Source organism: Entomoplasma freundtii (genome assembly GCF_002804205.1).
In the GTDB taxonomy this organism is placed as follows: Bacteria; Bacillota_I; Bacilli_A; order Mycoplasmatales; family Mycoplasmataceae; genus Williamsoniiplasma; species Williamsoniiplasma freundtii.
Genome location: NZ_CP024962.1, coordinates 699,264 through 724,508 on the forward strand (window position 1 = coordinate 699,264; position 25,245 = coordinate 724,508).

Here is a 25,245-nt window from a genome sequence, read left to right on the forward strand (position 1 = left end):
CAAAGGTTCATAAAATTCAAACTAAAGTCTTTTGAGATAAAATATCTCATGAAAGGTATCTGACTAATGAGAAAAATTACAGTCAAATTGGTTTGATTATTTGTTGTCTTCGTCATTTACTTTGGCTATTCTGCCTTTGTGGATGGCGTCGCCGTTTACCATTTAACTCATAAAATGGAAATATATGATGCCACAGGAACACTTGTTGGTAGTTTTACTAGTGGAATTTTAATGGGTTCTTCAGAATGAGCAAAGACTGGAATTATTTATCTTAATGGCCAGTTTGTTTTGCCGGCTGGTTTTTACGCCACTATTGGCGATTCGACTGAACACATTACTAATTTAAGTGAATACATCGGCGGCTTTATGGCGCCCACATCACTACTTTACACAATCTTAACACCATTTAAGTTAGTGTTGGTAGGGGGGGTATTTGCTACCTTAATACCACTGACGAAGTCGATTTTCTTTGGAACATTTATTGGCATTAAAGATTACATCAAAAACCGTCGTGCTAATTTGCTTTTTAATTATCAAAAAGCAATTAACTTCACAGTTAATTTAAAATCAAAACTTGAACTTGGTGATTATGAGCAAGTTAAAGCGCAATACGGTGATTATGGCGGTTTAGCGTTTAAACCAGCCTATTTGCAAACGATGATGGATGAAATTGCTGATACATTAATTCGGGAACGTTCTTTAAAGATTTTTATCAAGCCTTGTCAAATCGTAATTACATCTTTAAAAGAAATGTATGAAAAGGAACGTCGTACGGCTATTTCCCAACATCCTGACGAAATGTTTTTTGACTTTAAAATGGGTTATGATTATGTTTCAATTGGCTCAAAATATAGTATTGCTTACTATAAGAGCATTGACACCAAAGCGACAACCCCAATGCGATTAGCATGAAAACTTTTTTCTTTAGAGATGTTCCGTTTTTACATTTATATGCTTTTAGCTATCATCCCGACAATCATTATTAATATCATTATTATTCCGTTAATCTCCCGTTTTGGTGGTGGAGATGCTGGATCTATGGCGGCACCCAGTACGATAATCGTTTCCTTCTTCCTAATTGCCATTATTCTGCATGCTTGTTTTACACTAACCAAGTCATCTTACCGCCATATGCAACGTGAGATTTGAGTGCCAGCAGTAATATATTATTTATTGATTATTATTTTAGCGCTTACCTTATCGCTTGGTATTAATGGTGTCCAAAATGTTGGATCAATTGTAGCTCCTGGAACAGCGATTTCAATGATGTGGCCTTTCTTTGCCGCTCTTGGATACGCTATTCTTTCAACGTGCTTAGTTTTATATATTATTGCTACTCTAATGGATGCTAACCGGACTCCGGGAGGAATGACTACGAAACTAATGGTTGACGGAATTATCTTGCCAGCCATCGCTTGATTGGCGTCTACGGGAGCAAACTTTATTGGTGTCTTGGCTGACTTAAATATGGGCTTATGGTCTGGAATTGCCTTCCTCATTGTTTGTGTTTTTTGAATCTACCTTTCAATTAGTGGCCTTTTGTTAAACAATATTGTTTTTCCTTCCAAGAAACAAAAATTAATTAACGAAAAACGCTTAGCTCGCGAAGGATTGGCGGCTAAGGATAAACAAGACCAACAAACTTCTAGCCACGATAAAAAATAACCACATTATTAAAATAAGGAGTTTTCGATGGTAACTAAAGGTTCCCCAGCCACCCCTAATGGTTCCCAAGTCATGAAAAAGGCAATTTTTGCCGGGAGTTTTGATCCCTTCCATCAAGGTCATTTAGAGATTTTGCGCAAAGCCACAAAACTTTTTGATGAAGTTTGAGTTGTGGTAAGTCGCAATCCAAACAAAGAAGACCAAGTTAAGTTGGAGAATCGTTATTTAATGGTAAAAAAATACCTTAAACGCGAACCAAAAGTGAAAGTGAAAAAAAATCCTGATCTTTTAACAATTGAATATGCTCATCGTTATAAAATACCTTTTTTAGTTCGGGGCGTTCGTGATGAAAAAGATTTTGCTAAGGAATTAGAGTTAGCACAAGATAATCATCTTCTTGGGTCAGATGTTGAAACTGTGCTCTTAATTTCCGATCCAAAGATGAAGAAAATTTCTTCAAGTGGTTTGAAAGAAATTGCTGATTTTCGTGCTTCTGTCGAAAGTAAAGTAGGTTGTTAAAACCAAGAGTTTTGCAACGATAACATTGACTTCAACACTATTTTTTTATAAAATTACTTTGTTGTATTTCAACGTTATTTGGCGTCTATGGCGAAGTGGTTAACGCATCGGGTTGTGGTCCCGGCATTCGAGGGTTCGATTCCCTTTAGACGCCCCATATTGATTCTAACTAGACGAGAGTCTAGTTTTTTATTTGCCTGTCTTTGCCAATTTTGGTTTCTTAGTTTTCTAGGTTAAAATTAAAGAGATAATTGGAGTAATGATAATGAAAATTTATGACGAAATCATCAAAACTTTAAAAGCCCGTGGCGTTAAGCAAAGTTTAACCAAAAATAGTCGTTTCCAAGATTTAGGAATTGATTCTTTAGATTTAATGGATATGGTTATCAAAATGGAAAAACAATTAAATATTCGCATTGCCGATGAAGACCTATTAACTATTAAAACTATTGGCGATTTAACCAATGCTTTAGAAAAACTTTTGAAATAAAGTTGGGGGTTTAAATCTTGAAAGATCACCTAAAGCTAACTAGTAAGCAAGAAAAAACACTCAAACGCCTTGAGGAAGTGCTTAAGCAACAAAATGTTCGTTTGACAAAAGGGCGTTTGGAAATTCTTAAAATTATTATTGTGAAAGAACATCCTACCCTTAACGACATTATTGCTGTTCTAGAAGAAACCGGCCATAAGGTAAATGTAATGAGTGTTTATAATACACTAGATATGTTGTTGGATAAACACATTATTTACGCCAATATTTTTAACGGCAAACAAATTTGTTATGAACCACGAGTGCAAGAATCTTACCATTTGAAATGTGATTCTTGTCAAGAGGTTCATCACATCGATCACCTTGGTCAATTCGGCGAATTTTTTAAAAGTTTGACTAAATCTAGTGAAGTAGTTGGTTGAAATTGTGATCATTTCAAAATTGAAATCCACGGGACTTGTCCTAAATGTCATGAGGACCTCCTGAAAAAAAATCACTAAATTTAAACAAGGACAAAGGCTTTTCAAGCCTTTTTTTCTTCGTGAGGAAGTTTGGGATAGAGGTAAAAGGCATACCAAAAACAACCACCGAGATAATATCAACAATAGTAACGGCTTTTTTTAACATAGCCCTGCTTGCCTTGGCTTTCGAGATATTTTTTTTGGCTCGCAAAACGAAAACAAGCACTATAGCCGATAAAACCAAGCCCAAAACCAAGAAGATACATGGTGATTAATAAAACTAAATAGATTAACATAGCTAAAGCTGTTTGGTGAGCGGAAGTCGTAATTAATAATAAAGCTGTTAATCCTCCGGGCGTAATTGGGGCCGTAACACCGAGTTCTATTCCAAACCAAGTATTGAGGGCACCAATTAAAAAGCCGCCCACAAAACCTCCCAAACAAGATAAATAGAGGGGTTTTCCTCGGGGCATCGTGATGCCATACGTTAGGGGCTCCGTAATACCAAACAAAGCTGGCACTAAAGCTCCCAAAATTTTTTCTTGTAATGGTTTTTGGTGCTGCTTTTTGGCGATTATTAACAAAGCTAAACCGACTCCAACTTGTGAGGCAGCTCCCATAATCATAATTGGGAAAAGGCTATTTAAGCCTGTAGAGGTGAAAAGCATTAAATAAATGGGAAAAAACCCTTGATGAATACCAAACATTACCGCCATAAGGTAAGTTCCCCCAAGCAAAGCAGCGCCAAAGGGATTTTGGTAAAGGTGCAAAAAGAGCCAAGTTAAACCAGTGAAAAAATAATAACCGAGAGGAATAATAACTAAGAAACTTACCAGTAATGTTAGTAGCATCACTAAAGTTGGAGTGATTAAGAGTTGTCAAAATCCCTTGATAAAGCGATTGAATAATTTTTCAAGACCAATGGCAAAGGCTATCGCAAAAAAAGCACCAATCAAACCAGCTCGTGGAGCGCCAAGTGTCAAAGAACCGTCGTTATTAATTACCATTAAACCTTTAGTAATTCAGTATTTATCAAGATCTTGACGAGGAATTTGTCAGTTAAGGAAGTGATAATATTCATCTTTAAGAACGAAAAGTTGACCGATATTTAATGCAACAAAATTGCAATATAAAGCTGCTATTAAGGCTGTAATAGCGGCTTGGGTGCCAAACTTTTTACCAGCATTCCAACCAATCAAAATAATAAAAAGACTAGTCAGTAGATTTAATAAAAGACTAAAAAAGTTGCTTCACGCAACTGTCGAGGGATTATCTGGGCCAAAAGAACTAATCAAATTGCCTACACCACCCAAAAGTCCAGCCCCAATAAAGGCTGGAATAATCGGGTTAATAATTTCACTCATGACTTGGTTAAAACGGTGCCTTTTTTTCATAGGACCTTGCGGTTGCGAAAGTGGCACTAAGAAGTTTTGTTTATTAGCAGAATTAGCCATTTATTTTTACCTTATTTTATTTAATTTTTTGTTGATGTAACCAATATCTCATTACTCATTTTTGGGGTAATATTTTTGCTCAAAAATAATGCCATTTAGTTTTTCAACCATATAAAGAGATGTCTTTATTATTTAAAGCATCATCCATGGCACGTCGAGCTATTTCATAAGCCGGTTTCATATTTTTATACTGAACTACTACCACTGACGGATTATTTTCTTGCATGACATTTAAAAAATCTGTATCAATTCACTCTGGGCAAGCCGTAGTCACCGAAATATTCTTAGCCCTATTTAATTCGACGTTTAAAGCTCGTGAATAACTTTTTACAAAAGCTTTTGTGGCACTATAAATGGCAAAATAAGGTGTTGGAAAAGAAGATAATTGCGAAGCAATGTTAATTATATGAGCTTCCGCTTCCATATACGGAATACAAGTGACGCACATTCCCAAAATGCTGCCGCAGTTTAAATCAATCATATTAAATGATTCGGTAATATTTAAATCGCTATAATCACCAATTTTTCCATAACCGGCACAATTGATTAAGTAGATAATGTCATAATTCCGTTCTTTAACTAAAGCAGCCTTGATAGTGTCAAAACTTTTATGATCAGACAAATCTAAAGACCAGGTACGAATTTTATCGCCATATTCCGTTTTTAGGGAATCAAGTTTTGTTTGGTCGCGGGCGATAACCCAAATTTCTTCAAGGTCGTCATTCTCCATTAGTATTTGCACAAAAGCATGACCGAGACCACCAGTAGCTCCTGTTACAATTCCAATTTTAGTCATTACCTTGGTCTTGTCCATTATAAACCCCATTTCTTCCTAATTAGTGCTTCTCAGCAAACAAAATTTTAAGTTTTTAGTTATTTTTGCTAAATATGGCACTATCTTTTGGTATAGTTATTTGCTTACTATGATTTTATAAAAAAATATCACCGAAATTTTTTAACGGTGATATTTATCAAAAAGATATTTCACTTCTGGTTTCAAATTATTAATTTGACTAACATCATAAGTAGTTGTTAAATTACGCACAATCCCATGAGATGCCATAAAAGTATTGATATAAAATTTTCCATTTAAATAATCAATCGGCTTTAAAGTACCCCCTGCTGTAATTCCAGCAGCAAAAAAGCGAGTCCTTGGGTCATTAACCAAATCAGGAGCCATCATTAACGTGGTCCATTGTAAATTTGTTTGCTTTGCGAGCCATTTTTCTTCTAAGTCTTGGCGCTCTTTAGTTTCTGATTCATCTAGTCAAACTTCTTGATAAGGCACTAATCGAGCACTCATTTCTGCCCCCGATGCAATCGCTAATGAGGCCATTAGAACCGCTTCCGGAGCCCCACCAACACCGTAGACGAAGTCAGCTTCGCCATTGACAACATCAATTGCACCAAGTACATCACCATCTTTAATCAAACGCACGATAACTCCTAAATTATCTAATTCTTTGACAATTTTCTCATGACGCGGTTTATCTAAAATAATGGCTTTTAAGGTTTTTTTCTGAAGTTTTTTTTGTAAGCCTTTAACAATCTTTGGTAACGGTTCTTGAAAATCAACCATTCCTGCTAGCGAAGGCGAAATAAAGAGTTTTTCCATATACATTTCCGGAAATTGTTTCATTGTTCCTTCGCGACTAACAGCAATAGTGGCAATTGAGCCTGCAAAGTTATAAGCCGCCGGGTTAGTACCTTCTACTGGATCAACGCTCATGTCCAAAGTAGGAGCATGAGGATTATCAACATCACCAAGGATTTGCCCATAATAGAACATTGGGGCGTTATCCAATTCCCCTTCGCCATTAACAACTCTTAGCTTAATGCCGATATTCTTACCAAGCATCACTTTCATGGCTTCAACAGCTGCTCCATCAAGAGCATTTTTATCCTTCTTACCAATGTATTTATAACTTGCAATAGCCGCCATTTCGACAGCTCGCAACAAAACCATATCTTTATTCATTTCGGTTTTATCTACCTTTTCTTAATTTTTATTTCTGACTATTTTTAATCTTACCAAGTTTTTTAAATAATAAAAAAACCCAACCAAAAGGTTGGGTTAATTTTGAATGGTGCGGGATAAGGGAGTCGAACCCTTACGTCAAAGACGCTAGATCCTAAGTCTAGTGCGTCTGCCAATTCCGCCAATCCCGCAGAATGGTGACTCGTCGGAGATTCGAACTCCGGACCCACTGGTTAAAAGCCAGTTGCTCTACCTGCTGAGCTAACGAGTCGACTAATACACCAAGTAATTTTAACATTTAATTAATAAGCTTTCAATAAGAAAAATAGCAAGATTAATTATAAATTAATAAAACAATCTTTGGGTTTCCTAAAAGTGAAAAAATCGGAAAAAGGCTTAACCAAAACTATTTTTTAAAGACGTATTTTATTTTTTAAATGATACTATGGACTCGAGTAGGTTTTAATAAAATGGCACTATCTAGCAAAATTTGTACCTATATTTTAAATTTAATTGATGTTCACAAGGATGAAGATGGTTTTCAATTACCGAGTGAAAACTTTTTAGCAACCAAATTCAAAGTTTCGCGAGTTACGGTACGTAAGGACTTAGCTTTATTACAAAGTCAAGGTTATATTTATTCGGTTAAGGGAAGCGGTTATTTTACGAGTCCTTCCTTTGCCTTTTCAAAACTTTATTCAATTGGTTCAGAATCCTATGAAAAAAGAAAAGTTATCACTCTAAATAACCAAAACATTTTTTATGATATCCTTGAAAAATTAAATATTAGTTCAACAAATATTAATATTAATGATTATTTTGGATATACAAAAGTTTTTTATGACAAGAAAGACAAACCACGCCTTTACAACAATTCTTTTATTCTCAAACCATTATTTGACGAAATTGACTTAACTAAAATTACCCATTCGCTTTTAAGTTTTATTGCGGAAAATAATATTCCTTTAGATAAACAAATTAACAAAGCCTTTGTGGAAGAAAAGAATAGTCAAGATGTTCATTTATTAAGTTTATTACACGAGAAGGAATTAATTCCGACAGTCTACGGTTCAATTATTTCTAAAGATGGTAAATTTGTGGAACTTTACCAAAGAAGGTATGATCCAGATGATTTTGTTCAAAATTGAGTGAAATTTTTCTAGTTGTATATACAAGTTTTTATGCTAAGAAGTCCTGTAAACACGGGACTTTTTTCTTGTATATACAAGTTTTAGACAAAAAGTTCTTATATTTTTATTGATAAAATTCTACATTCAAGTCAGGAGGATTTTATGGAAAATAGATTTCTAAATTATCAAAAGGAAATTGATGGTGAGAAAAATTGGGCTCTAGAAGAAACTGAATTTCAAGAGCAAAACCTTGGGAAGTTTGAAACCATTTTTTCACTTGGCAATGGCTATCTAGGTTTGAGAGCCACCACTGAGGAAAATTATGCTAATCGCCACTATGGTTTATTTGTCGGCGGCACTTTTAGCACCCCTCCCGGCGATGAGGTCCCAGAATTACCGAATGGGGCAGATATTCTTAATATGGAGTTTATAATTAATGGACAAAAAATGACTTTAAATAACGGTGTCGTTGACAATTATTCTAAATTTCTAAATATTAAGAATGGTCTTTTAACAAGAAGTTTTGTTTGAAGTTGCACAGAAAAACCAATTAAATTAAGTTTTACTTTTGAAACATTCACTTCATTTAAAAATATCCATTCAATTAACCAGCAAGTAAAAATAAAAAATTTAAGTAATGACTTAAATCTAAATTTTGTCGGTGGTATTGATACACAAACTACCAACTCTGGAACTCAACATTTTACTGATTATGATACCCGATTCTGGAACCAATCAGTTCAACAATATGTTTTACAAACTAATAACAAAATTACTTTTTTCTATAATCGATTATTTAACTTTTATTTAAATAATCAAAAATTAACTAATACTAATAATGCTCTTTTATCTGTTTATGGCTATGATCGCCGGAAAGTTTACCAAGATTTTGAGTTTGAATTAAAAAATAACGAAGAATTAACCATTGAAGCATTTTCGACAGTTTATACAACTCGTGATTTTGATTTCCAGAAAAAAGATTACGAAACACTCTTAACCGATTATGCTATAAACCTTAAGAATTATGCTTCAAAACGTTTCAGCAATAATTTTCAGGAACATGAGCCAATTTTTCAAGAAAAAATGGCTCAATCAGGGTTGGAAATAGAATCGCAAAATGATTTGGATGTTTTATTAGTTCGTTTGGCAAACTATCAACTTCACAAATTAACTCCTTGGTATGACAAACGTCTGAACATTGATGCTAAAGGATGAGTTGGTGAAGAATATAAAGGTCACACCTTTTGGGATACAGAAATTTACATTTTGCCATTTTACATTTATAACAATCCTCAAAAAGCTAGAGAGCTTTTAGAACATCGTTACTTTGTAAAACCATCAGCCCATATTAAAGCTAAAGCTAACAATGTTAAAGGAGCCATGTGACCTTGAGAAACCTCTTGAAAAAACGATGGCGAAACGTGTCCGACATGAGGCGAGGTCGATTTTAAAACTGGAAAAAGAATGAAAGTATGAGCCGCTTTTAACGAGTTGCATATTTCTGCTGATATTATGTGAGCCATTGACTTGTATTTTAAACAAACCAACGATGTTCAATTCATGGAAAAATACGGCTATGAGATGCTTTTTGATACCGCTTTATTTTGATCAACAAAAGCAGTTATTGGTAAAACCGGAAAATACGAAATTCTCCAAGTAACTGGCCCTAATGAATATAAGGAAAATATTGATAATAATATTTTTACAAATTATATGGTTGCCAAAACCTTAAACCAAACTTTGGGTTATTACAATTTTTTAAAGAACAATAAACCACAGCTTTTAAACAAAATTCAGAAGAAAATTAATTTAACAAAACAAGACTGAAAATTAGTAGAAAAAGTTGCTCATAACCTTTATTTGCCAAATAAAAACGACAATGGCATTTATCCAGAAAATGATACCTTTTTAACTTTGAAAGAAATTGAAAATATGCCTTTTTATAAAAAAAATAAAGGCGAACTATGAAAAAAATATACAGCAAATGAAATTAATGATTACCAAATCCTAAAACAAGCCGATATCGTCGCTTTGTTTTATACGATGCTCGAAGAGTTCAAACCTAAAGACATTATTAATAATTGAAAATATTATGAAGCGCGAACGCTACATAGTTCATCGTTATCGCTAAGTATGCATGCGGTTACCGCTTGTCTTATTGGAGAACTTGATCTGAGTTACGATTTCTTTCAAAAAGCTTTATTAGTTGATTATGGCCCTAACATGACTTCCTCAACTAATGGTATTCATAGTGCTGCTATTGGAGGAATTATTAAATGCGTCGTTGAAGGTTTTGGCGGTATTAAAAATACAAATGGCTTGATAATAAATCCCCACTTGCCAAAAGTCATTTCTAAAATTGGTTATAACTTTTATTATTTAAAAAATAAATTTCATTTAGTAGTAACCCCGCACGAAATAACCCTTAGAAGACTAAATAACATTAGCGATGTTGCAATTAGAGTCGCAAATCAAAATTACCTAATCAAAAAAAATGATAATGAACTTGTCGTAAAACTACCGCGAATCAAGGGTTTTGTTTTCGATTTAGATGGTGTAATCACCAAAACAGCCGACCTACATTTTGTAGCTTGACAAAAAATGGCGCAACAACTAGGAATAAATATTCCTGATGAAATGGAAATTCAACTTCGTGGAGTAGAAAGAACTAAATGTCTTGATTTAATTTTAGATAAATATGCCCCAGAAATTACTTTGACACAAGAGCAAAAAGAGAAATGATTAAGCTATAAAAACGCTATTTATGTAAATTCTCTTTCAACTCTAACAAAGGCCAATATTTTACCTAATATGCTTGAAAATTTAGAATATCTAAAATCCAATAACTACAAGATTGCCTTAGCATCCGTATCTGAAAACGCGCCAAGAATTATTGATAAATTAGGAATTACACATTTTTTTGATTATATTGTTGAAATCAAAAAAATTACAAAGCCAAAACCAGACCCCGAATTATTTGAAACAGCAGCGCAACAATTGGGGCTCAATAAAAACGAAGTAATTATTGTGGATGATTCAATAACTGGTATTCAAGCAATTAAAAATGGCAATATGCTAAGTATTGGAATTGGTTTAGAAGGAGACTTTAGTTTTCCCACAACCCAAGAGTTTAAGCCTCAAGAAATTGAAAATATAGTAAGGAATATATATCATGAAGAAGTTTAAAAAACTTGATTTGAAGGAGCGTTTCAGAGTTTCGCGCAATGATACTCAAATTGGCTTAAAGCAACTTGTTTGATTAGGTTTTAATTACACTTGTTCCATGGGTTTTACCCTAACATTGTCACGAACATTTGGCGGTAAAACTGGTGTTGGAATGCATTTGTTTTGAATCATCATTTTAGGAGCTATCGTGGCAGGAGGGGCAGCTTGAGCCTTCGCCAAATGTGCTGAAGTTTATTCAGACAAAAATGGAGGAGCCTTTGAGTATACGCGTCGGACATTTGGCCGTTTCAATGGTTGGATGGTTGGTTTTTACCAATATGTCCTTATTCCAGTAACCACCCCAGCCTCAATCCTTGTCATCCTCGCGGTTGCTTTCCAAGGGATGTATGACCCAACAATGTGGGGATCAGAAGAGCAAACTCGTTTGTATTTAAATCTCATTTCCATTGGTATTTATGTTTGCCTCTCACTTCTCGTTTTATTAGGGACTAAAGTGTTTAAAATAGCAACCAATTTAACTAGTGGAGTTAAATGAGTTTTGCTAATCATGGTTTATGTGGCGGCCATTATTATCATGGTGGATACTAAAGGCGGTAATTTCAAAGACGCTGCCAATACTGGCGAACTAACATCTCACAATTTTAATACTGCTTTTTCTGCCTTTTTCTATGCCTACACCGGCTTCGAAACTTTTGCTGCTGTTGGTGAAAATGTTAAAAATCCTAAAAAAACTATGCCAAAAGCAATTATGCTTGTCCTTATGGTTGCCGTTATTTTTTATATGGTCGGTTTAGTTTTTGTTATGGGTTCTTTAGGGGGCACTATTAATGAAAACCCAAATAACCAAATTATTCAATTAGGTCTTGGAGCTGGATCACTTGTCATTGTCGGCATCTCAAATATTGCTGCTAATATAAATGGTTTCATGCAAGGAGCTTTTTATAGTGGCGGAATGTTACAACCACTAGTTGATCAAAAAATGATTACGACCAAAGTGGCTGTACTTAATAAACAAGGTTTAGCCGTCAAAGCCCTATTTTTAAACATGATTTTGACAGTTTTATTTTCTCTATTTTGGTTAGTTTTACCATACATATTGAATAATAATGCGATTGATTATACATCATTAGTTGGGTTTAACTCTATTGTGATGTTTATCGTATATGGTTATGTCATCTCGGCCGCCTTGGTATTGTCATATAAGAAAAAAACAAGTTCTTCATGATTTGTTTATGCCATTTGAATAAGTGTTTTAGCTTTTTTGGGCTATCAATGTGTAATGTATTTTGTTGACTTCCAAACTAATAAATGACAAATTTTAACTTTTGGAGTCGTGACAACTTTAGCAATTAGTTGATACTTCCTCGGAGCGACATTACAACAAAAACAAAAGTTTTATAATTATCGCATTAAAAAATTAGAGCAACTATTAGCAAATACCACAAGTGAAACCCAAAAAGAAAAGTTAAGTGCGAAACTAATCTATATTAATGATCAACAAAGCTGAGTCATTGCTGAAATTGCCAAAGGAAAGCAAAGTTACCAAGATTTAATAGATTGAAAAGACACTGAAGATTATAAAGAAATAATGATAAACAAAGGGCTAGTAAAGGACATGAAGGAACGAGCTTTATTAGATGGCTCAAAGCAAATTTATGTACCTAAGTTTATTTTAAAAAATAAAGTTAATAGAATTAAAAAGGAAAATCAAGAAACAACTAAAAACCAAAATCTCGATTATTTAACAAAAATCGAACTTCAAAATCTAATTCAAAATAAGCAATAATTTTTATTTGCTCATGTCCTCTTGCTCTAATTGCTCAATAAGAAAACCAACGTTTATAATAATGTGGTAAAACATAATTAAGAATAGTTAGAGAGGTCTATAAAAATGATTAAAAAAGAATTAGTGAATGATATTACTTCATTTTTAAACTTACATATCTTAACTCAAATGAACTGTATGCAATTGTCAAAGGAATTAGCCCAAAATGGTTATCCTGGTTTCGCTTGATTTTATCAAGTTCAAGCCGAAGATGAATTTATGCACCAACGTCGTATTATTAATTTTTTACAAGGAACTGAAGGAGCTGGTGATTATATTTTAGAAGCACCACAATTCAAACCTTTTAAAATAGACAATCCAGCAGAAGCTATCCAATACTACATTAAAATGCGTCAAGATACTTTGGCTAAAGTAACTAAATTAAAAGACAATGCTTATAAAGCTGGAGATTACTTAGTTTCAGACTTTTATAACTGATTTATTAAAGATTACTGAACTGAAATCAGCGAAAACCAAGACGTTTTAGACCGTGTCAAAATGAATCCTGAGTCATTGGCCGGACTTGACCGTCGCATGGGAAAACGTGGGGAAATTGAACCTGATCACGTTATTCACCCAATGAAAATCTTCATTGCTGACTAAATTAATAAAAAAAGAAGGTCTTTAAAGACCTTCTTTTTTTAACATGTAATTATTCCTTCCAAATAACTCAGGTAATTGTTTTAACTCATTGTGAAATTCATTTAGTAAAGGCAGTAACATAAAGGACAATTTCTCATCAGTAGTATGGATTTGTTTAATATTACCTTGAGCACAAGCTGAAATAATATGTCAATCATTAATTTTACAATTAGCCGGTTTTTGATCTTTTGGAAATTTTGAAAGGTGTTTATCTTTAAATTTTATAATATCTTCTTTTCGTTTATTTATATACTCAGTCACATATTCATCAAATTTTTTATCTTCCAAATTTGTCTTCACTATTCTTTTGATTGGATCAATCTCAAATTGGACATCTATTGCATCCGTACTTTCTGTACAAGCGTTATATCACTTCATAAAGGCTAGCCCTCTATCAATCCCTTCATCATTATTTTTTGATTTTTTATTTGGGCTTTTACCATTGCAAAGGTTAGAAAATTCGGTTTTGAGTTTAGTTCCTATTAAAAAGTGTTCATAGTCACGACCAGTTTTCAATAATTTTTCAAAATTTTGGTAGCTTTCTGGAATAGTGAACCAATTAGGAGCACCAATTTTTATAGAGACTGGATTATTAGCTCCGCGTTGGCGATAGTCAATGAAAAGACACACATCAATAATCATTTTATATTTTGCCATGTATTAAATACCTAGCATTTCAAACGCATCATTTATATAAAAGTCAACATAATTTTTGTAATTGCCATCCAATCTTCCTTTTTCATTAATTGAAAAATAATCAATATTTGTGCTTTTTGTTTTATTGAAAAGAAATAGAATATTTATTTCATTGTTTATCGATGATTCATTAAAGTCATTGGTATCTTTATTTTTATATATTTTATTTATAGATTTTCGCATAGAATCTATAATAAACGTAGAATGTGTTTCGATGACTAAATATGTGTTTTCTAAATTTTGTTTAGTTTTTCTAAATTTTGCTAAATTAATACCACTAGCTTCCTTTTTACCAATTTCTTTTTCTAATTTTTTCATGTCTTGAATATAATCTATAAAAAATGAACCTAGTCTATTTTGTGCTTTTGGATGTAGATGTAATTCTGGCTGCTCAATTGCTATGGATTTAATTACATCAATATTATTAGGATTAAGCTTTTGCTTATTAGTCAAAATGTTAACTAAAATAGGAAACAATTGTGAAACCCCTGTTCCGGAATATTTCAATTTTTTTTCTTTAGTTGAATTCAACTTAGTTTTATAAATTGGATAATAATAGACATGAGGATTATTATTTCTTATATCTTCCACAATGTCTATACTTTGGATATTAGAAATAGATTGAAAAAATTTATCCATTTCACCCTTAAGAATATTTTTATTATCAAAAAAAGTTTTGATTGCTTCAAAATGGGTGAAATTAACAGACTCTTGTTTGCTCCTATTAAAATTTTCTTGGACATAAAATTCTTCAAATGTTGGTCTAATTGGACCAATGTATTGAAAATAATTATAAGCTTTTCTAAGACGGCTTCCTTTTGTGGCGGCTTCGAAGGCTCTAATATTGGCTTCGCTGATTTTATGTAATGAGCGATTATTTTTTGGTATTTCTTTTTTGTTTGGCAATTCAACTTTTTCATCTTCTTTACCTTTGCAAAAAATAAATAAAGCATACAATTCCTCTAGAGAAAGAGAAGTGTTTATTCTATCAAGAATATTGAATATTTGAGATTTATAAAAATCAGTATGAATTTCATGAAATTCATTGTGGTTTTTTGCATTTAAATAATTGGATAGTACAATTTTTTCTGACTTTCATTTATTTTTATATTCCTTAACTTTATTATTTATTAGTCCGATAAAGTCATAGGATTCTTTTTTTAGAAATAAGTTTTTGTCTATCGGCAAATCAAAAAGTTCAATATCAATGCTTTTTAATTTTGGCGATGGGTTAATTGTTTGGTGAAGACTAGAAAAATCATATTCGAATTCGAATATGATTAACTCGTTGGTTGAACTATCTCAAGTATAAAATTTCTTTATTAGCGGAAAATCATAGTCTTTAATTATAAGTACGTCATACTTCTCCATCAAATAAACATCTTTTAGTCTCCTAGAGACCATTTCCTTAGAGGTGTAAGAAAGCAAGATTTCCAAAGGTTGTTTTGAATTTCTTATTATATCTTTACTTTTCACTTCATTAAAAGAAGTGCCCTGAAAGTTTAAAGTTTTGTTGTTGTTTACTGATTCCATTAATTTTAAAAGTGATGTTTTTCCAGTATTATTTTCTCCAGTCAATATTGTTAACGGGGAAATGCAGAAATTAGCATTTTCAAAATTTCGATAATTTTTGATATTTAAATGTTGCATATATTCCTTTATATAAATTGATAATCTTTATAATGTTACGATGCTACAAAATATATTTTACAAACTTAAATATAAAAAAAACAAGACATTATTAGGATGTATCTATATTTATTTAACGAATAAAATGTTTTCAAAAAGTTTTTAACTTTGGTTATTATTAAAAAATTAAGTTACACTTATGACTTTTTTCCTGAACTGATTTTTAAATAAATTAGCGAAAACCAAGACGTTTCAAACCGTGTCAAAATGAATCCTGATTCATTGGCCGGACTTGACCGTCGCATGGGAAAACGTGGGAAATTGAACCCGATCACGTTATTCACCCAATGAAAATCTTCATTGGGTGAATAACTTAATATTTAATGACTAGCAAAAATAGTCAAAAAAACATTCGTTATTTTAACGAATGTTTTTATTTTTATTGATTATTTAGTATCGCCAAAAAAGAATATTTGTTTTAAAGGAAAATACAACGTCCCCGTCACATCTGATAAAGAATGTATAGTTCTTGCAGAATAAAAAATTGTTAGTTCATAATCACCAGTCGACTCTACCTTACCACAATGAAACCAAAGAGTTGTTGTTTGTGTGGCTAACCCAGAGATGTTTTCTTCATTTAGCAATACATGAAATTTATCTATTGTTAAAGGGAAACCCCTTCATTCATGTTCATAGATTGTTCCACCACAATTGACAATCGAACTTAACCCATCACCATTAAATTCTAGTCTGCTAGGGGGATGAGCAACTTTATCATTTCATTTAAAAGTGACATTAATTTGAACGTCGGAATTATTAACTATATATTCTGCTTTGTCTAAAAAGACGTATTGGACGGTTTGGGGTTTAACTTGTTGTTTTGTTATAGTATCGCTACTATTGCCATCTAAACTCGAGACTGCTGGTGTTAGTCCAGCTCCAAGTAATGATAGGCCTAATAAGGATGTTAATAAGATTTTCATAACTTCTTTTCCTCCGTTTATAAAATGAGTAGCAAATAGTATTACTCACCCACATTTTAGTCCGATATTGTCTAAAGACTATACTTTTAATATTTGGTCTAGAAGGAAGATTATAAAAATAACTTAATTAATTTATAGCTAGGCAAAGTCTTATTGACTCATTGTTAATTTATAAATAAAAAAACACTCCTTAAAAAGGAGTGTTTGACTTAGCCATGGTGCTGACTATAGGAGTCGAACCTACGACCTACTGATTACAAGTCAGTTGCTCTACCAACTGAGCTAAGTCAGCTTAAACAAAAAATGGTGGGGTGCAACGGGCTCGAACCGCTGACCGCCTGCTTGTAAGGCAGGAGCTCTCCCAACTGAGCTAGCACCCCAAATTTGGTAGCCTGTACGGGGTTCGAACCCGTGTATCCACGGATGAAAACCGTGTGTGTTAACCGCTTCACCAACAGGCCAATAAAATGGCGGCTTTTACAGGACTCGAACCTGTGACAAACCGGTTAACAGCCGGTTGCTCTACCAACTGAGCTAAAAAGCCATATTATTGTGTTCTTATTCCTAAGACAAGAATAATGATACCACAATAAATTGGTGATGTAAACAATTAAAAAGAAGAAAATTTTAGGTTTTTTTAAATAAAAAAAGTAGGGTTTTTAACCTACTTTTGGATATAACGTGCGGTACTCAGTTAAGAGTCATTCGAATTCGTTTTTTTCTTCTTCTGTTGCCACACCTTGATCAATGCGAAGCTTTAAACTACGGAGTTTATTAGCCATAATTTCTCTTTCGTCATTGTCATAATCGATTTCTTTAGTCACGATTATTTCCTGTTGTGGTTGGGGACGTTTTGGTGTTGTTGGGTGGTTGTGTGAGCTTTTACTACCTTGGGCATCAACAAGATCCATTGGTGTGAAAAGCATGATGATTCCTCCAATCATTGGAACGATAGCCAAAATCGCTAAAACAGCAATAAAGAGAGTTTTCCGAGCACTTTTACGGTTAATTGCTAAGCAATTAACTGCTAAAGAAAAGGCATTCATAAGAACCAAGTAACTTCCTAAGCACATCATTACGATTCCTCAAGTTAGGTGAGAGTCTTTATTTGCTCCCCCATTGTTATAAACTCCCATAAAAATTCAAGCAATTCCAAACATAAAGAGTGCAATTGCACCTGCGACTCCGATTGCCGAAAAAACTAAAATTCAAACTGAACCCATTTTAAAGATTGGACTAAACTTATATTTTCGTTTCATGGTTGCCATGTTCTACCTCATTGTTTTTCTAATTTTAATTTCAAAAATGGTGCTGGCGGTGAGAATCGAACTCACAGCCTACTGATTACGAGTCAGTTGCTCTACCATTGGAGCTACGCCAGCGAAAAAGCAACTTTAAATGCTTAGGTTAGTTTTAATGATTGTAAACCACTTAACTTAAATGTTGCAAATAAAGTTTATAAGTATTTTCCAAAAGGGTGACGACCGTCATTGGCCCCACTCCTCCCGGAACCGGAGTAATATAACTTGTTTTTGGTGCTACTGCTTCAAAATCAACATCACCGACCAAGCGGTTTGTTTTTGGGTTGCGAATAATGCCAATATCAATCACTACCGACCCTAATTTTACCATATCACCAGTTATAATGAATTGTTGTCCAGTTCCAGACACCAATATATCTGCGGTTTGAGCCATCATTTTTAAATCTTTAGTATTGCGGTTACAAAAAGTAACAGTCGCTCCTAAGTTTAATAACATAATTCCCAGTGGTTTCCCCACAATGTTCGATGTCCCAATAATCGTGACATTTTGGCCTTTAATGGGAATTTCGTAGGAATCGAGAAGGTTAATCACCCCTAAGGGAGTACAAGGGGCGATCGTTTCGTACCCTTGTAAAAGACGACCTTGGTTTTGGTAATGAAAACCATCAACATCTTTATGAGGAGCAATAGCTTGTAAGTAATCTTCTTCGTTAAATTTGGGGGGTAAGGGCAGTTGTAATAAAATACCATCTACTTCTGAATCATTATTCAAAGTTTCAATTGCTTGGTAAAGTTCATTGGGTTCGACATCTGAAGCAAAGTGATGAACTTCGCCCACAATACCTACCTCCTTGGCAGCTTTAATTTTATGTTTTACATAAACTTCGCTAGCCTCATTATGTCCAACCATGATCACTACTAACTTGGGATGGCGTTTCCCTTGTGATAAGTTGGTTGCGATTTGTTTTTGCAAATTTTGACGCCGGTTTTGGGCGACCATTTTGCCATCTAAAAGCTTCATTTTTTTCACCAGACCTATACTATTTAGGGTTTATCTTGAGCCCTTATCAATACCAATATTTTAAATTTTTTTTCGTTAAAAAACAAATTAGCGCTAATTAGCGCTAATTATCGAAAATATTTATTCTTGGCCGAAGTTATTATTTGGTTGTCCACCATTACCATTATAGCCATCAGTTCCTTCATAACTTGTCCCTCCAAATTGCACTTCACGTGGGACAAATAATGATGTAGCCACAATAGCCAAAATACCAGGGATGATACCGGCAAACAAAGTACAACAAATTGCTAAGGCTAAATGATTTTTCTCATTAGGGGTACCTACCTCATTACGACAACGCTTGACCATAATTGTCATCGGAATCATTCAAGCCAATGGCAAAAGTACCATAATAGCTAAGAAAAGTAAGTAAATATCAGCTGTTCCTAAAAGTAGTGGTGTTAGAATAACAACGCTTAAGATGGTCATAATAATCATCATAATATAGGCTACATTTCATAATGTATAACGTTGGTGGACATTTTCGTCACGACGGGGATAATTAACTTGCATTTAGTCCTCTTTTGACTTTCATTGTTAACTATTTTATCGTAATTAAGGCTATTTAAAAACCCCTCCATTGGGGGTTTTGGGTTTCTAGATGTATTTAACAATTAGTTGTTCTAAGCCAAGTTAGAATATGGCTGTTCATTATCTCAAGAAGACAAATTTGGGGTAAATAATGACGTGGCAATTATTGCTAAAATACCGGGTATTATGCCACAAAAAAGTAAACAACAAATCGCAAGACCTAACCGGCTTCTTTCATAAGGAGTATTAACTTCATCGCGAGCTTTTTTTACCATTAAGGTCATCGGTATCATTCATGCTAAAGGAATGATTAAAAACCCTGAACAAACTGTAATAATAATCATAAGAATGAAAGCAGCATTTCATAAGCTATAACGACTAGTTGCTTTTTGATCTTGGGGGTTTTGATATTGGTTAGAATTCATTTTTTGTGTTTCCTTTAAATTTATTTTGACTTTAGGAGCGCTACCAAAATTTGTTGAGCTATATCAGGACTGGCGTTCCCTTGCGTTATTTTCATTAATTGACCCATGATTGTTTTCAAAACGCGTTCTGGACGCTCTTGATATTGAGCAACAACTGACTGGTTTTGATCAATCAAAGTTTGTAGATGATTTTGAAGAATTTTTGGGTCCGCAATTAATTTTAGATGATTTTCTTCAATGAGATTATCTATTGAAGCTTCGTCACGCATTGCCAAAGGAATTAAGGTCTTAAAATGCTTTGAAGAAATTACGTTAGCATTAAAATACTCAATTAATTTCGCTAATTTAGCTGGAGTAATTTTTGTATCAGTGATGATTTCGTTTTTAGTATTTAGTTCACTTTGAATATCACCCAGTAGATAATTAAGCACCTTAGAAGCATCGCTAGGTTTGGTTAAACTTAGTACCTCTTCAAAGAAAGTGGTCATTTCTCGACTTGTTAATAATAAGTTAATATCAACCAATTTTAGTCCATATTTTTTTTGAAAAATAGTTCTTTTTTCATCGGCTAATTGTGGACTAGTAGCAATTACAGATTCAATCCACTCCGGATCAAGAGCGATTGGAGTAATATTTGGTTCAGCCACATAGCGATAGTCAATGGCGTCAGCTTTTGAACGCATACTAATAGTTGTTTGGGTTGCTTCATCAAAACGACGCGTTTCTTGAATGACCACTTGGTTGTTTAAAAGAATTTCGGTTTGGCGCTTAATTTCAAAGTCAATTGCCTTGCGAACGTTCATAAGTGAATTTAAGTTTTTAATTTCTACTTTTGAACCAAATTGGTCTTTGCCGTAAGGCCTTAAGGAAATATTGACATCGCAACGCAATGAGCCTTCATTCATCTTGACATCTGAGACTCCTAAGTAAAGCAAAGTTTCCCGTAGTTTTTCAACATAAGCGACCGCCTCATCAGCACTTCGCATTACAGGTTTAGTCACAATTTCAATCAAACCAATTCCACTACGGTTGTAATCTAAATAGGTTTGATCACCTTTGTGAATTTGTTTAGCAGTATCTTCTTCAATATGAAGACGCTCAATGGCAATCATTTTCGTTTCCATATCTGAAAGTTGAATCTCTAATTTACCTTCTTTGCCAATCGGGTGAAATTGTTGGGTTATTTGGAATCCCTTTGCCAAATCAGGATAAAAATAATTTTTGCGGTCAAAAATCAAAAGTGGATCAATTGTCATCTTTAAAGCGTTAGTAGCTAATAAGGCTAATCGGACCCCTTCTTTATTCACACTTGGCATCGCCCCTGGATAACCTAAATCAATTTCGTGTACTGCAGTGTTGGGATGGGCTCCAAAAATAATTGGACTTGGCGAAAACATTTTTGTTTTTGTTTTTAATTCAACGTGGTTTTCAATGCCGATAATTACTTCTAAATTATTTAACACCACATTCACCTACTTCTAATGTTTTGTCAGCTTGTAATTTTTTGTCTAGATAATCATGATTTTCATAACCTAATAAAGTTTCAACTTTTTTTGCTGCTTGTAAAACAAGACGGTCTTTTTTAGGAGCCGCGTTCAAATTAATACCGATTGGTAAACCGTTTTCAAAAACAAATGGCAAAGTGATTGAAGGCATCCCACTTAGGTTTCCTAAAACCAAAACATCATTAATAAAGGCTTTTGAATCATCATGATCAGTTTCGTATTCGACTGCTTCATCAATTAATGGAGCCACTCCTGGTGCTGCTGGCAAAATCAAAATATTAACTTTGTTATAAAGTTTATTTAATTCTTCCACAATTAAACGACGTACCTTTTTGGCTTTGTTCATAAATAATTCCTGGTTATCTTTTTTTAAATTTAACGAACCGATTAGAAAACGTCGTTTTACCACTGGCCCGAAGCACTTAGAACGTGTTTCACGCATCAATGTTTCATAATCAGCATTTTCTACGCGTTCACCAAAATGAACGCCGGTTAAATTACTATGTGTTGAGACAGCTTCAGTAAAAGAAATCATCATATAAATTGATGGAAGAGCATCAAGTAGTTCCTTAGGAAAGTCAAGTGCTTTTACTTCAAAGCCTGCTTCACTAAGTTTTTGGTAAAAATCGAAATAAGCTTTTTTCAACTTAGGATCTAAATTTTCTTGAACCACTTTTAAATAACCAAACTTAGTGCTTTTTGGTAGTTTACCTAAATGTTTTAGAAAGTCTTTGTGAGGAATTTCTTGTGAGGTAAAATCTTTGGCATCATGTTGAAAAGTCGCGTCAGCCACAATTGCCATATCCGCAACATTTCTAGTAAAGAAACCAGGATGATCGAGGCTAGGTGAATAAGGTAGCACTCCATATCGCGATAAAGCTCCGTAGGTTGGTTTAAAACCAACAATACCAGTATAAGAGGCGGGCTTGCGAATTGAATCGCCAGTATCAGTCCCTAAGGCAAAGGGAACATACCCCTTCGAGACAGCATAAACTGAACCTGAAGACGACCCACCAATGAGGCGCTTTTTATCGTAAGGATTATAGATTTCCCCAAAGGCCGAAAGTAAGCCTGTGCCTCCCATTCCTAGTTCATCTAAAGAGGCTTTCCCAGCCATCAAAGCCTGATGTCCATTCAAAATATCAATAATAGTAGCATTGTAAGGCGGAATAAAATTCTCGAGAATTTTAGATCCTCCAGTAGTTCTAATACCTTTTGTCGCAAAATTATCCTTTGCTAAATACGGAACTCCGGTCAAAAGTGATTGAAAATTAGGGTGAGCATCAATCGCCTTTGCTTGCGCAATAATTTCATTTTCTGGCAAAGTGGTCAGAAAATTTGCTGCCGCATCTTTTTTGGCTTCTTGAATAAAATCAAGAGCCAATTCTTCGCTTGTCACTTGGTGAGTCGCTAAAAGATGATTTAATTCCTGAATGGTTTTTTTTCTATATTTCATTTATTTAATTACCTTTGTCAATACAATAAATTCATCTTGAGTCACTGGAGCATTTTGCAAAACTGTTGCTTGAGGAATTGTCTTTACTACTGCATCATCGCGCAGTTTAAGATGAGGTTCCTCAAAAGGATAATTTAATGGCTCCACATTATCAGTATTAATTTTTAAAACAGCAGCAAATTTGGCCTTTAAATCCTTTTCAATGGTTCTAATTGAGGTTAACTCTTCCGGTGATAGTTCCAGCATGATATCACGCGCTAGTTCCTGAAGGTACTCGTTAGAAATAATGGGGTTTTTATTCATGATGGGTTTCTTCAATCCTTTCTTGAATTAAGCGAGGAATATCTTCTTCGTTAATAATTGTAACGCCAAGTTTTTCGGCTTTTTGAATTTTGCTGCCTGGATCCGTTCCGGCAATTAAATAGCTCGTTTGTTTTGACAAACTACTATTAACCGCGCCTCCTTCAGATTCTAAAAGTTCTTTGATAGTTTCGCGGGGTTGAGATAAAGTCCCAGTGATGACAAAACTTAACCCTCGCAAAGGAGTGTTGGCCCCAATTTTAGGACCATGGTAAGTAAAGTTTACACCAAAGTTTTTTAGTTCTTGGATTAACTTTTGGTTAGTTTTGACAGCAAATCAATCAACAATTGATTGCGCACTAATGGCACCAATTAAGTCGACTGCCGCTAACTCGTCTAGGGTCGCAAAAGCAAGGGCATCAATTGTTTTAAATTTTTGCGCTAATAACTTAGCAGTTTTAGCACCAACATGGCGAATTCCAAGACCGAAAATAACTTTTTCCAATGAACGATGTTTCGAAGCCTTGACTGCTTTAACTAGATTATCATAACTTTTTTTACCAAAGTTTTCAAAATTCACAATTTCAGTTTCGTGTTCTGGTAATCGGTAAATATCATCAATTGTTTTAATTAATTTTGCTTCATAAAAACGTGTCAAAATAGATGGTCCTAAACCAACTATATCAAGAGCCCCTCGCGAAGCAAAATGTTCCATTGAACGCAAAATCTTTGCTGGGCAAGAGAAGTTAACACAAAATTGGTCAACTTCACCAAGGCTTTGTTCCAATTTATTCTTACAAATTGGGCAATGAGTCGCTGGTTGCCAAATAGGTAGTTTGTCGTAGTTTGGGGTCTTCACTAAACTCACTACACTAGGAATGATTTCGCCTGCTTTTTTCACCTTTACTTTGCAACCTTCCTTGAGGGCTTTAGCTTTAATTCATAAGGCATTATTCAAGCTAGCAGCTGATACCTTAGTTCCAGAAAGAATAATCGGTTCTAAGTCGGCGTTATAAGTGATTTTGCCGGTTCGACCAACACTCGGAAAGATACGGCGTAAAATCGTTTCTTTGACTTCGGCAGGAAATTTATAAGCAATTGCCCATCTTGGTGTTTTAGCGGTAGCGCCAAGTTTTTCGTAATATTGGAAATCATTTAGTTTAAAAACCAAGCCATCAATTTGGTAATCCAAATTATGACGACGAGTTTCAAAATCTTCAATGAAGGCTTTTACATCATCTAAATTCCGACAAAGACGGTTTTCAGGGTTTGTCCGAAAACCAAGGTTATTTAAATAACGAATAGCCTTTTCTTGTGTATTGATTTTTGGTCTTGGCGGTTGAATATAATAATAAAGAAAAGAATTTAAATGGCGTCCGGCAACAATTTTAGAATCTAACTGGCGCAAGGTTCCTGCTGCTGCATTCCGCGGATTAGCAAAAAGCGTTTCCCCTTTGATTAGACGTTCTTCATTTAAATGTTCAAATTCCGCAATTGGTAAATAAATCTCGCCACGTGTTTCAACATCAACCGGTTCCTTTAATTGCAAAGGAATTGTTTTGATGGTCCTTACATTTGTTGTGACATCTTCCCCAACAAGTCCATCGCCACGTGTTGTCGCAGTAACTAATTGACCGTTTTTATAAGTTAGCGAAATTGAAAGACCATCGATTTTAAGTTCGCCATAATAAGCATTTTCCGAGGTCCCCGTTATCTTAGTCACTTGTTTATTAAAGTCCAAAAATTCTTCTCAATTAAAAATGTCTCCTAAAGAAAGCATTGGTGATGAGTGAATGTGTTTTTGAAAATGTTCGCTAACTGATCCTCCAACTTTTTGACTGGGGGAATTGGCATCAGCAAACTCGGGGTAAGCTTTTTCAAGACGAATAAGCTCCTTCATTTTAGCGTCATACTCAGCATCGTCGACTGTCGGGGCATCTAAAACATAATATTGATGTGATCAGTCATTTAAAGTAACACGGAGACGAAGAATCTCCTCATGAATTTTGGCTAGGTTATCAACCATTTTAGCTCCTCTTTCTTTATCA

22 protein-coding genes and 8 tRNA genes are annotated in these 25,245 nt (G+C 34.2%); 9 read left to right on the top strand and 21 right to left on the bottom strand.

What is annotated here, in order from left to right:
* The first annotated feature begins 66 nt into the window (after positions 1–66).
* The 5 genes from EFREU_RS03050 (at position 67) to EFREU_RS03070 (ending at position 3,174) form a co-directional block, all read left to right on the top strand.
* The gene (locus tag EFREU_RS03050; protein WP_100609665.1) at positions 67–1,665 is read left to right on the top strand and encodes a hypothetical protein; all 1,599 of its coding nucleotides are present in this window, start codon (positions 67–69) and stop codon (positions 1,663–1,665) included.
* Between the two features lie 27 nt (positions 1,666–1,692).
* A complete protein-coding gene (gene coaD / locus EFREU_RS03055; RefSeq protein ID WP_100609667.1) occupies positions 1,693–2,184 on the top strand; it encodes a pantetheine-phosphate adenylyltransferase in 492 nt (163 codons plus the stop codon).
* 81 nt (positions 2,185–2,265) lie between these two features.
* Positions 2,266–2,341 (top strand) — tRNA-His (locus EFREU_RS03060).
* Positions 2,342–2,449: 108 nt separating this feature from the next.
* Entirely contained in the window at positions 2,450–2,674 is a 225-nt protein-coding gene (locus tag EFREU_RS03065) for an acyl carrier protein (protein ID WP_100609669.1), read from the top strand.
* Between the two features lie 17 nt (positions 2,675–2,691).
* A complete protein-coding gene (locus tag EFREU_RS03070) occupies positions 2,692–3,174 on the top strand; it encodes a Fur family transcriptional regulator (protein ID WP_157844566.1) in 483 nt (160 codons plus the stop codon).
* A gap of 2 nt (positions 3,175–3,176) precedes the next feature.
* Here EFREU_RS03070 and EFREU_RS03075 read toward each other — a convergent pair whose 3' ends face one another.
* From EFREU_RS03075 to EFREU_RS03095, 5 genes are all read right to left on the bottom strand, one after another.
* Positions 3,177–4,589: a PTS transporter subunit EIIC gene (locus EFREU_RS03075; protein WP_100609673.1), complete on the bottom strand. Its 1,413-nt coding sequence runs from the start codon at positions 4,587–4,589 to the stop codon at positions 3,177–3,179.
* Positions 4,590–4,605: 16 nt separating this feature from the next.
* Positions 4,606–5,403 (bottom strand): SDR family NAD(P)-dependent oxidoreductase, encoded by a 798-nt coding sequence (locus tag EFREU_RS03080; RefSeq protein WP_157844567.1) that lies wholly within the window; start codon positions 5,401–5,403, stop codon positions 4,606–4,608.
* Between the two features lie 141 nt (positions 5,404–5,544).
* Positions 5,545–6,567, bottom strand: a complete 1,023-nt coding sequence (locus tag EFREU_RS03085) for a fructose-bisphosphatase class II (RefSeq protein WP_100609676.1) — start codon at positions 6,565–6,567, stop codon at positions 5,545–5,547.
* Between the two features lie 107 nt (positions 6,568–6,674).
* Positions 6,675–6,758, bottom strand: a tRNA-Leu gene (locus EFREU_RS03090).
* 4 nt (positions 6,759–6,762) lie between these two features.
* Positions 6,763–6,838 (bottom strand) — tRNA-Lys (locus EFREU_RS03095).
* 199 nt (positions 6,839–7,037) lie between these two features.
* Here EFREU_RS03095 and EFREU_RS03100 point away from each other — a divergent pair.
* The 4 genes from EFREU_RS03100 to EFREU_RS03115 all read left to right on the top strand — a co-directional run bounded on the left by EFREU_RS03100 (position 7,038) and on the right by EFREU_RS03115 (position 13,311).
* Complete coding sequence (locus EFREU_RS03100; RefSeq protein ID WP_157844568.1) at positions 7,038–7,730, top strand: GntR family transcriptional regulator; 693 nt, start codon at positions 7,038–7,040, stop codon at positions 7,728–7,730.
* Between the two features lie 129 nt (positions 7,731–7,859).
* The gene (pgmB, locus tag EFREU_RS03105) at positions 7,860–10,883 is read left to right on the top strand and encodes a beta-phosphoglucomutase (protein ID WP_100609680.1); all 3,024 of its coding nucleotides are present in this window, start codon (positions 7,860–7,862) and stop codon (positions 10,881–10,883) included.
* The gene (locus EFREU_RS03110) at positions 10,870–12,669 is read left to right on the top strand and encodes an APC family permease (protein WP_100609682.1); all 1,800 of its coding nucleotides are present in this window, start codon (positions 10,870–10,872) and stop codon (positions 12,667–12,669) included. The genes pgmB and EFREU_RS03110 overlap by 14 nt, the downstream gene beginning before the upstream one ends.
* Positions 12,670–12,774: 105 nt before the next feature.
* Entirely contained in the window at positions 12,775–13,311 is a 537-nt protein-coding gene (locus EFREU_RS03115) for a ferritin-like domain-containing protein (RefSeq protein WP_100609684.1), read from the top strand.
* Positions 13,312–13,332: 21 nt separating this feature from the next.
* Here the strand turns inward: EFREU_RS03115 and EFREU_RS03120 are convergent, their stop codons facing one another.
* The 16 genes from EFREU_RS03120 to ligA all read right to left on the bottom strand — a co-directional run bounded on the left by EFREU_RS03120 (position 13,333) and on the right by ligA (position 25,223).
* Entirely contained in the window at positions 13,333–14,007 is a 675-nt protein-coding gene (locus EFREU_RS03120; protein ID WP_100609686.1) for a hypothetical protein, read from the bottom strand.
* Between the two features lie 3 nt (positions 14,008–14,010).
* Positions 14,011–15,696 (bottom strand): AAA family ATPase, encoded by a 1,686-nt coding sequence (locus EFREU_RS03125; protein WP_100609687.1) that lies wholly within the window; start codon positions 15,694–15,696, stop codon positions 14,011–14,013.
* 425 nt (positions 15,697–16,121) lie between these two features.
* Entirely contained in the window at positions 16,122–16,658 is a 537-nt protein-coding gene (locus EFREU_RS03130) for a hypothetical protein (RefSeq protein ID WP_100609688.1), read from the bottom strand.
* Positions 16,659–16,874: 216 nt separating this feature from the next.
* Positions 16,875–16,950 (bottom strand) — tRNA-Thr (locus EFREU_RS03135).
* A 12-nt stretch (positions 16,951–16,962) separates the two neighbouring features.
* Positions 16,963–17,038: transfer RNA gene (locus EFREU_RS03140), tRNA-Val, on the bottom strand.
* Between the two features lie 5 nt (positions 17,039–17,043).
* A tRNA-Glu gene (locus EFREU_RS03145) sits at positions 17,044–17,119 on the bottom strand.
* Between the two features lie 7 nt (positions 17,120–17,126).
* A tRNA-Asn gene (locus EFREU_RS03150) sits at positions 17,127–17,202 on the bottom strand.
* A 115-nt stretch (positions 17,203–17,317) separates the two neighbouring features.
* Positions 17,318–17,926: a hypothetical protein gene (locus tag EFREU_RS03155; protein WP_100609689.1), complete on the bottom strand. Its 609-nt coding sequence runs from the start codon at positions 17,924–17,926 to the stop codon at positions 17,318–17,320.
* A gap of 38 nt (positions 17,927–17,964) precedes the next feature.
* Positions 17,965–18,040 (bottom strand) — tRNA-Thr (locus tag EFREU_RS03160).
* A 49-nt stretch (positions 18,041–18,089) separates the two neighbouring features.
* Positions 18,090–18,941, bottom strand: a complete 852-nt coding sequence (locus EFREU_RS03165) for a bifunctional 5,10-methylenetetrahydrofolate dehydrogenase/5,10-methenyltetrahydrofolate cyclohydrolase (RefSeq protein WP_100609828.1) — start codon at positions 18,939–18,941, stop codon at positions 18,090–18,092.
* A gap of 120 nt (positions 18,942–19,061) precedes the next feature.
* Positions 19,062–19,493, bottom strand: coding sequence for a hypothetical protein (locus tag EFREU_RS03170; RefSeq protein WP_100609691.1), 432 nt, complete (start codon positions 19,491–19,493; stop codon positions 19,062–19,064).
* Between the two features lie 110 nt (positions 19,494–19,603).
* Positions 19,604–19,936: a hypothetical protein gene (locus tag EFREU_RS03175; RefSeq protein ID WP_100609692.1), complete on the bottom strand. Its 333-nt coding sequence runs from the start codon at positions 19,934–19,936 to the stop codon at positions 19,604–19,606.
* A gap of 20 nt (positions 19,937–19,956) precedes the next feature.
* A complete protein-coding gene (gene gatB, locus EFREU_RS03180) occupies positions 19,957–21,396 on the bottom strand; it encodes an Asp-tRNA(Asn)/Glu-tRNA(Gln) amidotransferase subunit GatB (RefSeq protein ID WP_100609829.1) in 1,440 nt (479 codons plus the stop codon).
* Complete coding sequence (locus EFREU_RS03185) at positions 21,389–22,897, bottom strand: amidase family protein (RefSeq protein WP_100609693.1); 1,509 nt, start codon at positions 22,895–22,897, stop codon at positions 21,389–21,391. Before EFREU_RS03185 ends, gatB begins: the two co-directional genes overlap by 8 nt.
* Positions 22,898–23,200, bottom strand: a complete 303-nt coding sequence (locus tag EFREU_RS03190; protein ID WP_100609695.1) for an Asp-tRNA(Asn)/Glu-tRNA(Gln) amidotransferase subunit GatC — start codon at positions 23,198–23,200, stop codon at positions 22,898–22,900.
* On the bottom strand, positions 23,193–25,223 hold the full coding sequence (gene ligA / locus EFREU_RS03195) for an NAD-dependent DNA ligase LigA (protein ID WP_100609696.1): 2,031 nt from the start codon (positions 25,221–25,223) through the stop codon (positions 23,193–23,195). Before ligA ends, EFREU_RS03190 begins: the two co-directional genes overlap by 8 nt.
* Between the last annotated feature and the right edge of the window lie 22 nt (positions 25,224–25,245).